Origin of the sequence: Sphingomonas sp. FARSPH, assembly GCF_003355005.1 — a bacterium.
Lineage (GTDB): Bacteria > Pseudomonadota > Alphaproteobacteria > Sphingomonadales > Sphingomonadaceae > Sphingomonas.
In genome coordinates this window covers 2904786-2917040 of the sequence record NZ_CP029985.1, presented here as the reverse complement: position 1 = coordinate 2917040, position 12255 = coordinate 2904786, and the positions used below count along the sequence as shown (strand labels likewise).

The window sequence follows — 12255 nt, the reverse complement described above, 5'->3', positions numbered from 1 at the left end:
GCCTGCGCGCATAGGCTAGCACGCGGCGGGATGACAACCGCCCCGCCCCGTCAGTTGCCGTCGCCCTTCGTCCACCGGTCCATCCATCCGATCACCTCGGCATACCATTGCCGCGAGTTCCTGGGCTTCAGCACCCAATGGTTCTCGTTCGGGTTGACGACCAGGCGCGACGGTACGCCGCGCAGCTGCAGCGCGGTGAACGCCGCCAGCCCCTGCGTGTACGGGATGCGGAAGTCCTTCTCGCCGGTGATGACCAGCATCGGCGTCTTCCACGCGCTGACGTAATCGACCGGGTTCCATTTTTCGTAGGCGGCGGGGTCCTCGAAATAGGTCTTGCCGCCATGTTCCCACGTGTCGAACCACAGTTCGTCCGTCTCATATGCCATGGCGCGCGCGTCGAACACGCCGTCATGCTGGACGATGCACTTGAACCGGTCGGGCCAGCGCCCCTCGAACCAGTTCATCATATAGCCGCCGTAGGACGCACCGAGCGCGCAGGCCCTGTCGCCGTCGAGCCAGGCAAACTTGCCCGTCGCCGCGGCAAGCCCCTTCTGCAGATCCTCGAGCGGCCAGCCGCCCCAATTGTTGCGGATCGCGTCGGTGAAGGCCTGGCCGTAGCCCGTCGAGCCGTGGAAATCGACCGCGACGAGGCCATAGCCCGCCCCGGCGAATACCGCCGGGTTCCAGCGATACGACCAGCTGTTGTCGCTCGACCCTTGCGGGCCGCCATGCACCATATAGGCGACGGGCACCCGGCCGCGGGCATCCGCCGGCTTCACCGCATAGCCCCAGACGGTGTCGTTGTTGGCGCCGGTGAAGCTGAACCGCGAGACGACGGGCATGTCGATGCCCGCCAGTTTGTCTGCATTGACCGCGGTCAGCCGTGTGCGCTTGCCAGCCGCACCGACCGCGTAGAAATCGTCGGGCGCGGTCAGGCTGTTCAGCGCGATCACCGCGCCCTTCGTCGTCGCGGCCACCGCGGACACGTGCCCCTGCTGCGTCAGCCGCGTGACCTTGCCCGACGCCGGATCGACCGTCCAGAGCGGCATCTCTTGCGTATCCTGCGCGGTGACGTAGAGGCGCTTCGAATCGGGCGACCAAGTGATCGAACCCACGGAGCGATCCCATCCTTCGGTCAGTGCACGCACCTGCCCGGTCGCAAGGTCGCGGAGCATCAGCACCTGCCGATCCGATTCATAGCCGGGCCGCTTCATCGCCACCCATGCCAGCGACTTGCCATCGGGCGACACCGTCGGCAGCGTGTCGGTCGCCGCGTTCGCCGCGGTAAGGTTCACCGGCGCGGCAGACCCGTCGGACGGCACCGACCAGATGTCGAGGTTGGTCGACAGCGCCTCGTTCGTCCCGGCGACGCGTAACGCGAAATAGAGCGTGCGACCGTCCGCGCTCCACGACACTTCCTCCCCGCCGCCGAACGGTCGCGACGGGGTGTCGCCGTCGAGGCCGTGTTCGACCGCGACGCCGTTGCCGGGCGCCCCGTCCGCGCCGAGCGGCAGCACGAACAGCTGCGAATGCGTACCGTCGACCCAGCTGTCCCAATGGCGCACGAACAATTTGTCGAAGGTGCGCGCCGCGCCCGCGTCGGCGGCCTTCTTTTCCATGACAGGGGCAAGGCTCGGCGCATTGGGCTTGCGATCCGCCCATATGACGATCCGGTCGCCCGTCGGCGCGACCTTGAAACCGCCGAAGCCGCCCGCGAAATCGGTCAGCTTGCGCGGCGTTCCACCCGTGACGGCGATCGCCCAGATCGCATCCTCGCCACCCTTGTTCGCGGTGTAATAGACGGTGTCGCCGACGACCTGTGGCGCATTCTCGTCGACGTCCGCCTCGCCCACCAGCTTTTCGGGCGGGGCGCCCTTCCTCGACAGATCGAGCCGCCAGAGATCGTACCGGCCGCGGTCAGCGGCAAGGTCGGTCTCGCGCTGCGCCCAGACGAGCCAGCGCCCGTCCCCCGACACGCTGGGCGCGCCGATCCGGCGCAACATCGTGACGTCGGCAATGGTAAGCTGACGCGCCGCAGCCGGGGTCGCGGTCAACATCATCGGGGCGAGCGCGAGCAGGCTCGCGGACAAAAGCGTCGTCTTCATCCGCCCAGATAAGCAGATGCACACGGGCGGGGCAACGCATCGCCTGCGTCGTCACCGGCCACACCGTCCCCTTGATCGGACGCTACCCTAACCTGCGATGATAAAGCGCGGCGAAAACGCGACCGTCAGCGCTGCGATGCCACCAGACGGTCGAAGACCTCGGGATCCAGCGGCTTCTGAAACTGGCAGCCCGCGACGAAATCGTCGGCCCACATCACGTCCGCCGCGATCGAGCCCGCTTCGGGCAGCGTCAGCCAGATCACAGATCCCCGCTTCAGCGCCGAGTAGGTCTGCAAACGCGCGCCGTGGATCGAAATGTCGACCACCCTGCACAGGGTTCGCGCCGCTTTGCCGATCTGCGCATCCAGCGAAACCGGCGCACGCGGGGAGCGGCGCCGGCCGTTGGATTCGGCATCTTCATATTCCGCGGCAAACATGAACCAGCCTTACGTCCGGAACGGTTAATGCCGCATTGACGATGAATTGCGCGTGTCAGCCCTTGCGCAGGGTTAGACCGCCGCCGAAACGCTTGTTGAAGCGCGCGACCTGGCCGCCCGCGTCGAGCATGGTGCCGCGGCCGCCGGTCCAGGCCGGATGCGCCAGCGGATCGATGTCGAGCTGCATCGTGTCGCCTTCCTTGCCCCAGGTGGAGCGGGTTTCGAACACGGTGCCGTCGGTCATCTGCACCTTGATCATGTGATAGTCGGGGTGGGTATCGGCCTTCATGTCTCAAGTCCTCGAAGCGGCTGGTTCCGACCAGCCTGTGGGAAGGCGGCGCCCCTAGCCGGGACGCCGCATTTTGTCAAAGGTCGCAAAAGTCGCGGTGTCACCCCTTGGCGGGCGGATCGGCGATCATCGCGGTAAAGTTCGCTTCTGCAACGACTTGCCCACCGATCTTCGCAGCGCCTGCGAACTTGCAGACGCTGGCGCGCTTTTGCACGAACGACACCTCGAGGCGCAACAGCACGCCGGGTTCGACCGGCTTCCTGAACTTCGCCCCGTCGATCGCCATGAAATAGACGAGCTTGCCCGACCCGGCGAGCCCCAGGCTCTCGACCGCGAGCACGCCCGCCGCCTGCGCCAGCGCCTCGACGATCAGCACGCCGGGCATGATCGGGCGACCGGGGAAATGCCCCTGGAAGAAGCCTTCGTTGATCGTCACCGCCTTGATCGCGGCGATCGACTGGTCGGGGACGAGTTCCTCGACCCGATCGACGAGCAGCATCGGATAACGGTGCGGCAGGGCCGCCATGACCTTCGTCACGTCGTACGTGGTCATGGCGCCCTTGCCCGCGCCGGTGGCGGTTTCGTTGTCGCTCACCGGGGACGTGCTCAGCGGCCCGTCGGCGCCTTGCCGGCGGGTGCCGGAGCGGCCGGGGTGCCGGCGGCCGGCGCGGCCTGCGCCTGACGCTGGGCGTTCGCCTGGACGATCTGGCGATACTGCTGGAGCAGCTGCACCGTCTCCTGCGTCGGCTGCCAATTCGCGGGCGGCGTGATCGGCACGGTCGGCGTCGAACGATCGATCTCCGCGATCACGTCGCGGGTCACGTCGGTCGACGCGGGCGCGTACTGGATCGCGTTCGGGCTGAGCACGATGTTGATCTTCTTCGCGGTGACGACGGCACGCAGCGCGGCGTCATACTTCTGCGAAATCTGTTCGATCGCATAGGCCTGCGCCAGCGTCGCGGGACGCTGCAGCGATTCGATCTGCGGCTCGGCCTTCTGCTGCGCGGCGCGGACCTGATTGCCGATCGCGCTGTTGGGCGTCTGCGCGGCCTGCAGCTCGGCCTGGCTGACCTGGCCGTCCTTGTTGGTGTCGAGCAAGGTGCGCAGCTGCGTGTTCAGCGCAGTCTGCTGCGCCGCCGCCTGATCGAGCTGCGTCTTGTAGGTCGTCGAAATCTGCTGGTTCGCCGCGTCGAACGCCTTGGCGCTCAGGATCGCCGCGTCGGGCTGGACGGTGGCGATGCCGGCCGTCTGCGCCGTGGCGCCGCCCGCGACCAGCGCGGCGGCCGCACCCGCGAGGGCCGCGAGCGAGGTCTTGGTCATGGTCTTCATTAGAACTGAGTCCCTACGTTGAAGGTGATGAGCTTGGGGTCGTCACCCGGCTGCTTGACGATCGCCTTGGCAAGATCGATGCGCAGCGGGCCAAACGGCGAATTCCAGTTGACGCCGATACCGACGGACACGCGCGGCAGGGCCGTCGAGCCGTAATAGGTTTCCTTGAACGGAGCAATCGGCGACTGGTAGGCGAGGCTGTTGGTCGAGCTGCCGACGCAGGGCGCGCCCACCGTCGCGGCGTATCCGATCGAACAGGTCGTGGCCAAGCCGGCGTTCGCCGTCGCGGTCGACGGCACGACATAGATCTGGTTGCCCGACGCATCGGTCAGCAGGCGTTGGATCGGCAACACCGTGACGTTGCCGTTGGCGTCGGTGATCGTCGGGAAGCTCGCCGTCGGCAACGGACGCGTCAGGCCCCACAGACTGCCCGCCTGCACGTAGATCGATGGCCGCAGACCGAGTTCGCGCGCACCCGCGCCCAGCGGCAGCTCGAGTTCTGCACGCGCGAGGTAATAGGCCGTGCCGCCCAGCGCGTCGTCGACCAACTGGTTGCGGTCGGTGACCAGCACCTGCTTGCCGTTGGCGTCGGTGGTATAGGCCTGGCGCGTCACGCGCGGGCCGACGCCGCGGATGTCGAAGCCGCGGAACTGCGGCTCGCCCAGATACCAACGATCGGTGATGCGCACCGGATCGATGCCCGGCCCGCGGCTGCCCTCGAGCGACTTGATGTAGCCGCCCTCTGCCAGCGTCGAGAAGACGAAGCCCTTGCCCAGGCCCCAGAACTTCGACCCTTCCGCGCGCGTGCGGATATATTTCACGTCGCCGCCGAGGCCGGCGAAATCCTGGCTGAAGGTGAAGCGCTGGCCCGCGGTCGGACGCAGGCGGCTGTTGAGGCTGTCATAGATCAGCGAATAGCCGATCGACGAGGTCCAGCGGTTGCCGATCGCCTCGCAAAGGTAGCGGCCGGCCTTCAACGGATCGCAGACGCCGTTGGTGAAATAGGTCGCCTGGTCGAGCCCGACCTGATCGTAAGACAGGCCATAACGCCCGGCCAGCTGCCAATATTCGGTCAGCGGCACGCCGGCGCGCACCTGGAAACCCGTCGATACCTGCGAATAGGTCGTCTGGCGCTGCGTGCCGATATAATTGAACGAATTATAGTCGCGGCGGAACACGTCGACCGCGACCGCGACGTTCTTGTCGAACAGATACGGTTCGGTAAAGCCCAGTTCAATCGACTTCGAATAGACGGAATAGTTGACGCCCGCGCGCAATTCCTGGCCCTTGCCGCGGAAATTGCGCTGCGTGATGTTCGCCTGAACGATGAACCGTTCGAGGCTGGAATAGCCGAGCGAGAGCTGCAGTTCGCCGGTCGACTTTTCCTCGAGGTTGGTTTCGAGGACGACACGATCGGGCGACGAACCGGGGTTCTGCTTGATCTCCATCTTGTCCTGGAAGAAACCCAGCGAGTTGATGCGATCCTGCGAGCGCTTGACCTGGAAGCTGTTGAACGCGTCGCCTTCGGCCAGACGGATTTCGCGGCGCACGACCTTGTCCTGCGTCTGCGTGTTGCCGTTGATCTCGATCCGCTCGACGTAGGTGCGCTGCGCCTGCCCGATGTGGAAATTGAGACCCATCGTCAGCGTTTCGGGGTCGCGGTTATACTCGGGATCGACCTGCGTAAACGCATAGCCGAACAGGCCCGCAGCCTCGCTCAGTTGGTCGAGCGAATCCTCGACCAGCTTGGCGTTGTACCATTCGCCCTTCTTGACCGGCAGCGACGCGGCCAGTTTCTTGTTGTCGAAGTCGCGGATCTCGCTGTCGACCGTTACGTCGCCGAACTTGTATCGCTTCCCCTCTTCGACGACGTAGGTGATGATGAAGTCGCGCTTGTCGGGCGTCAGCTCCGCCACCGCGCTCGTCACGCGGAAATCGGCATAGCCCTGCGTCAGGTAGAATTGGCGCAGCTTCTGCTGATCGTAGTTCAGGCGATCCTGATCGTAGCTGGTGTTCGACGACAGCAGGCGGAACCAGCGCGACTGTTTGGTCGCCATCTCGCCGCGCAACTTGTCGTCGCTGAACACCTCGTTGCCGATGATGTTGATCTGGCGGACCTTGGATTTCGGCCCTTCGGTGATGTCGAACACCACGTCGACCCGGTTCTGGTCGAGGTTGACCATCTGCGGATTGACGACCGCGGCGAAGCGGCCCTGGCGGCGATACAGTTCGATGATGCGCGCCACATCCTGGCGCACCGCGGTGCGGGTGAAGATCTGGCGCGGCGCGAGCTTGATCTCCTTGGTGATCTTGTCGCTCTTGAGCGCCTTGTTCCCTTCGAGGATCACGCGGTTGATGATCGGATTCTCGCGGACCTTGACGACGATGTCGCCGGTCTCGACGCCGGATATCGTGTAATCGACGAACAGGTCCGACGCCTGCAGGTCCTTCAGCGCCTGGTCGAGCGTTTCGGCGGTGTAGGGGATGCCGACGCGCAGCTTGGTGTAGGACAGCACCGTCTCGGGCTCGATCCGCTGCGATCCCTCGACGCGCAGCGTCTTGATGATCCGCTGCGGCTGGGCGGTCGCGGTCGCCGGCGTCGCGTCCTGCGCGGTCGTGCTTGCCGGGGCGGAAGCCTTGGCCGCGGCGGGTGCCTTGCCCGGGGCGGTCTGGGCCAGCGCGGGCACGCCCGACAGGACGGTGCCGGCCAGCAGCAGCGCACCCGTCTGCGCGAACTTGGAACTCTTCATCGCGGTCACTCAACCCACCCCAAATACATCAGGCGACAAGGCCCGGGCGTCTGCCCTGCCCCAAGCGGTTCAGCCGATCAACCCGGCCAGCCGTTGCCAAAGGCCAACGGCGATCAAATCATTGAATGTCACGACGAGCATCAGCGCAAGCACCATCGCCAACCCGCCGCGAAACGCCCATTCCTGGACGCGGGGTTCGAGCGGACGGCGGCGCACTGCTTCGATCGCATAGAAGAACAGATGGCCGCCATCGAGCATCGGCACTGGCAGCAGGTTGATGAACCCCAGATTGATCGACAGCATCGCGACCAGCCAGACGAAGGCGGGGAAACCGAGGGCCATCTGCTCGCCGGAGATTTTCGCGATGCGGATCGGGCCGCCCAGTTCGTCGATCGACCGGCGGCCGCTGATGATCTGGCCCAGCGTCTCCAGCGTGCCGCCGATGATGTCCACCGTCATGCGCACGCCTGCAACCGGCGCCTCGACCAGGCTGACGGGGGCGAGCACCGGCGCGTCGCTGGCGATGCCGATTCGGCCGATGCGGTATTCGTTGCCGAACCGGTCGCGCTGGTGGACCGTGCCGATCGTCAGCGGCCGCTGCGTCTCGACGCCGCCGCGAGCTATCGTCACCGTCACGGTCTGCGCCGGACGGATCAGCGCGAAGCGCGCGAGGTCGGAAAATGCGTCGATCCCGCGCCCGTCGATCGCGACGATGCGGTCGCCGGCGACCAGCCCCGCCTTCGCTGCGGGCCCTCCGGCAACGACGCTGCCGACGACGGGCGGCGTGCGGTCGACGCCGTAGATATGTGCAAAACCGGCGAGGATCAGCACCGCGAGGATCAGGTTCACCGCCGGCCCCGCGCCGACGATGACCGCGCGCTGCCACAGGGGTTTCGCCTGGAAGGTGCGCATCCGCTCCGCGGCGGGCAGCGACAGCCAGGCCGCATCGGGCTGGCTGGCGGGGTTCATATCGCCGGCAAAACGTACGTAGCCGCCGAGCGGCAGCCAGCCGAACTTCCAGCGCGTGCCGCGCCGGTCGGTAAAGCCGGCGACCTCGCGCCCGAAACCGATCGAGAAGGCTTCCGCCTTCACCCCGAACAGCCGGCCGGCAAGGTAATGGCCCATTTCGTGGATGAACACGAGCGGCCCGATCGCACAGAGAAAGGCGACGATCGCCAACAGGATGCCGGGAGACTGGATCAAGCTACGCAATCCTCAACGCGCGAACCGTACCCCCGTATCAGCTCCTCCGCCAATCGTCTCGCTTCGGCATCGATGGCGAGAACGTCGTCGAGGCTGACCGGCGGCGGTGGCGCGAACCTGTCGAGCGTATCGGCGACGATTGCGGCAATTTCGAGGAAGCCGATCCGGTTCGCCAGGAAGGCGGCGACCGCGATCTCGTTCGCCGCATTGAGGATCGCCGGCCGCGCGCCGCCCGCATCGAGCGCGGCCCGCGCCAGCGCCAGCGCGGGGAAGCGCACCGGGTCCGCTTCCTCGAAGTCGAGCCTGCCGATCCGGACGAGGTCGAGCGGCGCCATCGGCGTCGCCATCCGGTCCGGCCAGGCGAGCGTATGCGCGATCGGCACGCGCATGTCGCTGGGGCCGAGCTGCGCCAGCATCGATCCATCGACGTAATCGACCATCGAATGAATCACCGACTGACGGTGCAGCACGATCTCGATCCGGTCGGCGGGCACCGGGAACAGGCGCGCGGCCTCGATCAGTTCGAGCCCCTTGTTCATCATCGTCGCGCTGTCGACGCTGATCTTCGCGCCCATCGACCAGTTCGGATGCGCGACCGCCTGTTGCGGGGTGACGGTGCGCATCGCGTCGGTCGACCAGTCGCGAAACGGCCCGCCGCTGGCGGTCAGGATGATGCGCCGGACGCGATCGGGCCGCGCGGTGTCGAGGCACTGGAAGATCGCATTATGCTCGCTGTCGGCGGGCAGCAAAGTCGCACCGGATTTGGCGGCAGCGGCGAGGATCACCTCGCCCGCGGACACCAGCGGCTCCTTGTTGGCGAGAACGACGGTGCCGCCATCCTCGATCGCCGCCATGACCGGGCCGAGGCCGGCGCAGCCGACGATCGCGCCCATCGTCCAGTCCGCGCCGCGTGCGGCATCGCAGATCGCCTCGCGGCCGCCCGCCACCTTCGTACCGGTGCCCGACAAGGCATCGCGCAGCGCCGGCAGGCAGGTTTCGTCCGCGACGACCGCCAGTTCGGCATTGGTGCGGATCGCCGCGGCGGCGAGCCGGTCGACGTCGCAATTCGCGGTCAGCGCGCGGACGCGGAACCGGTCCGGCTCGCGCTCGATCAGATCGAGCGTCGAGGTACCGACCGAGCCGGTCGCGCCGAGGATGTTGATCGTTTTCATGCCGCCAGCAATGCAGGAAGGACGACCAGCAAGGCGGCGACGGGGGCGACGGGGACGAGCCCGTCGAGCCGGTCGAGCACGCCGCCATGGCCGGGAATGATGCTGCCCGAATCCTTGACGCCGGCGCGGCGCTTCAGGTGGCTTTCGTACAGATCGCCCGCCTGCGCGAGCACCGCAAGGATTGGCGTCGCCAGCGTCAGGCGCAGCGGCAGGCCGTAGGCGACATGCATCGCCAGCCCGACCAGCGCCGCCGCGACGACGCCGCCGATCAGGCCGGCCCAGGTCTTGTTCGGGCTGATCGTCGGTGCGAGCTTCGGTCCGCCGATCGCACGCCCGGCGAAATAGGCGCCGATGTCGGTCGCCCATACCAATGCCAGCGCCCACAGCGTGTAAACAATGCCGTCCGGCTGCTGATGGCGGATCAGCAGCAGCGCGAAGATCGGCAGACCAACGTAGAGCGCCCCTGCCCCAAGCTGCGGCCGGCGCGTGACGATCGTGATGAAGAAGAAGACCCCGACGAGCAGGCCGAGCGCGAAGAAATTGGGGCCGGCGGCAAGCGGGCTCATGATCGCGAGCGCGGCGAACAGCGCGAACTGGCTGAGGCGCTTATCGCGCGGCGTTGCGGCGTTGAGGTCGCTCCACTCCGCCATCATGAAGACGCCCGCCACCGCGGTCAGCAGCCAAAAGGGAAAGCCGCCGAGCGTCAGGCACAGCATCGCAAGCGCGATCAGGCCGAGCCCGGTCAGCGTGCGCAACATCAATTCGGACGGCCGCCGCCCGCCGGGCGGCTGGTCGGGGGCGGTCACAGGCCGCCGTAACGCCGCTGGCGCCGGCCGAAGGCGGCGACCGCCTCCGCCAGACTGTCCGCATCGAAGTCCGGCCACAGCGTATCGACGAACAGCAGCTCGGCATAGGCCGCCTGCCACAACAGGAAGTTCGACAGCCGCTGCTCGCCCGACGAGCGAATGACGAGGTCGAGCGGCGGCAATGCGGCGGTATCGAGTTCCGCCTCGATATCCGCCGGGGTGATCGCGGCCGGATCGATCTCGCCCGCGGCGGCGCGCGCCGCCAGCCGCTGCGTCGCGGCGACGAGCTCCGCCTGCGAGCCGTAATTGAGCGCGATCGCCAGGATCGGGCCAGTGTTCCCCGCGGTGCGCGCGACCGCATCGTCCACCATCGCGACGAGATCGGGTGCGAACCGCCGGTAATCGCCGATGATCCGAAGGCGCACGTTCTCCGCGACCAGTTCGGCAAGGTCGGATCGGATGAACAGGCGCAGCAGGCCCATCAACGCGCCGACCTCTTCCTCCGGCCGGCGCCAGTTCTCCGAGGAGAAGGCGTATAGCGTCAGCGCCTCAATCCCCATCGCGCGCGCGGCGCGGGTGACGCGGCGCACCGCCTCCACCCCCGCCTTGTGCCCGGCGACGCGCGGCAGATGCCGGGCCTTCGCCCAGCGGCCGTTGCCGTCCATGATGATCGCGACATGGCGCGGGACGGCCATGGTGACCGGCACGCTGGAGAGGATCGGAGCACTGCTCATGCCATCGCTCCCGAACGAGCGACGGGCCGCGCATGCCCCCGGCATGCGCTAAACAGCAAAGGCTGTTTGCCCGTCACTTTCCGAGAATTTCCTTTTCCTTCGCCGCCGCCGCCGCATCGAGGTCGGCGATCGTCGCGTCGGTCAGCTTCTGCACCTCGGTCTCGTGGCGCTTGCGCTCGTCTTCGCTGAACACGCCCTTCTTCTCGTCGGTCTTCAGGCTGTCCATGCCGTCGCGGCGCACGTTGCGCACGGCGATACGCGCCTGCTCGGCGTACTTGCCGGCGAGCTTGGCGAGTTCCTTGCGGCGCTCTTCGGTCAGGTCCGGGATCGGCAGACGCAGCGTCTGGCCGTCGTTGATCGGGTTGAGGCCAAGGCCCGCCGAACGGATCGCCTTTTCGACCGGACCGACGTTCGACTTGTCCCACACCTGCACCGACAGCATCCGCGGCTCCGGCGCGGAGACGGTCGCGACCTGGTTGAGCGGCATGTGGCTGCCATAAACCTCGACCGTCACCGGATCGAGCAGCGCGGTCGAGGCGCGACCGGTGCGCAGGCCATTGAGATCGTGCTTCAGCGATTCGACCGCGCCGGCCATGCGGCGCTCGAGATCGGACTTGTCGTAGGCGGCCATGGGTTACTCCGTTTCCTTCTGCACGACCGTCGACACGCCCTCTCCGTGCAGCACGGCGGCGAAATTGCCATGCTCGCGAATGTTGAAGACGACGATCGGGATATTCGAATCGCGACACAGCGCCACCGCGCTCGCGTCCATCACCTTGAGATTGTCGGCGAGCACCGTGTCGTAGCTGACCGTGGCGTAACGCTGCGCGTTCGCGTCCTTCTTGGGGTCGGCGTTATAGACGCCGTCGACGCTGGTGCCCTTGAACAGAGCGTCGCAGTTCATCTCGGCGGCGCGCAGCGCGGCGCCTGAATCGGTCGTGAAGAACGGCGAGCCGACGCCCGCGGCGAAGATCACGATCCGCCCCTTTTCCAGGTGCCGCATCGCGCGACGGCGGATGAAGGGCTCGCACACCGACGACATCGGGATCGCGGACTGGACGCGGGTTTCCACGCCGATCTGCTCGAGCGCATTCTGCACCGCGAGCGCGTTCATCACGGTCGCGAGCATGCCCATGTAATCGCCCGTCGCGCGCTCCATCCCGCGCGCCGCGCCGGAAATGCCGCGGAAGATGTTGCCGCCACCGACGACGATGCACAGCTCGAACCCTTGCGCCTTCACATCGGCGATCTCTTCGGCAACCCGCGCGGTGACGGTCGGATCGATCGCGAGACCGCCGCCGTCGCCCATCAGCACTTCGCCGGACAATTTCAACAGGATGCGTTTGAAGCGCGGCGCGGGGCTCATGAGGTCCTTGGGGTCTTTTGCGGGGAGGGGGCGGCGCGGACCTTAGGCGGAGAGGCGCGGCGGA

12 protein-coding genes are annotated in these 12255 nt (G+C 66.9%); all 12 read right to left on the bottom strand.

Going from position 1 to position 12255, the window contains the following annotated elements; genetic code table 11:
• Positions 1–50: 50 nt before the first annotated feature.
• The 12 genes from DM480_RS13820 to pyrH all read right to left on the bottom strand — a co-directional run bounded on the left by DM480_RS13820 (position 51) and on the right by pyrH (position 12191).
• Positions 51–2105, bottom strand: coding sequence for a S9 family peptidase (locus DM480_RS13820; RefSeq protein ID WP_115379904.1), 2055 nt, complete (start codon positions 2103–2105; stop codon positions 51–53).
• A gap of 125 nt (positions 2106–2230) precedes the next feature.
• Complete coding sequence (locus DM480_RS13815; RefSeq protein ID WP_115379902.1) at positions 2231–2542, bottom strand: PilZ domain-containing protein; 312 nt, start codon at positions 2540–2542, stop codon at positions 2231–2233.
• Between the two features lie 55 nt (positions 2543–2597).
• Entirely contained in the window at positions 2598–2831 is a 234-nt protein-coding gene (gene rpmE / locus DM480_RS13810) for a 50S ribosomal protein L31 (RefSeq protein WP_115379900.1), read from the bottom strand.
• A 100-nt stretch (positions 2832–2931) separates the two neighbouring features.
• Positions 2932–3384: a 3-hydroxyacyl-ACP dehydratase FabZ gene (fabZ, locus tag DM480_RS13805; RefSeq protein ID WP_115381378.1), complete on the bottom strand. Its 453-nt coding sequence runs from the start codon at positions 3382–3384 to the stop codon at positions 2932–2934.
• 53 nt (positions 3385–3437) lie between these two features.
• Positions 3438–4151, bottom strand: a complete 714-nt coding sequence (locus tag DM480_RS13800; protein WP_232834012.1) for an OmpH family outer membrane protein — start codon at positions 4149–4151, stop codon at positions 3438–3440.
• Between the two features lie 8 nt (positions 4152–4159).
• Positions 4160–6910 (bottom strand): outer membrane protein assembly factor BamA, encoded by a 2751-nt coding sequence (bamA, locus tag DM480_RS13795; RefSeq protein ID WP_115379896.1) that lies wholly within the window; start codon positions 6908–6910, stop codon positions 4160–4162.
• 69 nt (positions 6911–6979) lie between these two features.
• On the bottom strand, positions 6980–8113 hold the full coding sequence (rseP, locus tag DM480_RS13790) for an RIP metalloprotease RseP (RefSeq protein WP_198665843.1): 1134 nt from the start codon (positions 8111–8113) through the stop codon (positions 6980–6982).
• Positions 8110–9285: a 1-deoxy-D-xylulose-5-phosphate reductoisomerase gene (locus DM480_RS13785; RefSeq protein WP_115379894.1), complete on the bottom strand. Its 1176-nt coding sequence runs from the start codon at positions 9283–9285 to the stop codon at positions 8110–8112. The genes rseP and DM480_RS13785 overlap by 4 nt, the downstream gene beginning before the upstream one ends.
• Positions 9282–10043, bottom strand: a complete 762-nt coding sequence (locus DM480_RS13780) for a phosphatidate cytidylyltransferase (RefSeq protein WP_115381375.1) — start codon at positions 10041–10043, stop codon at positions 9282–9284. The genes DM480_RS13785 and DM480_RS13780 overlap by 4 nt, the downstream gene beginning before the upstream one ends.
• A gap of 44 nt (positions 10044–10087) precedes the next feature.
• Complete coding sequence (locus DM480_RS13775) at positions 10088–10825, bottom strand: isoprenyl transferase (RefSeq protein WP_198665842.1); 738 nt, start codon at positions 10823–10825, stop codon at positions 10088–10090.
• 73 nt (positions 10826–10898) lie between these two features.
• Positions 10899–11456, bottom strand: coding sequence for a ribosome recycling factor (gene frr, locus DM480_RS13770; protein ID WP_115379890.1), 558 nt, complete (start codon positions 11454–11456; stop codon positions 10899–10901).
• Between the two features lie 3 nt (positions 11457–11459).
• The gene (gene pyrH, locus DM480_RS13765) at positions 11460–12191 is read right to left on the bottom strand and encodes a UMP kinase (protein WP_115379888.1); all 732 of its coding nucleotides are present in this window, start codon (positions 12189–12191) and stop codon (positions 11460–11462) included.
• Positions 12192–12255 lie beyond the last annotated feature (64 nt).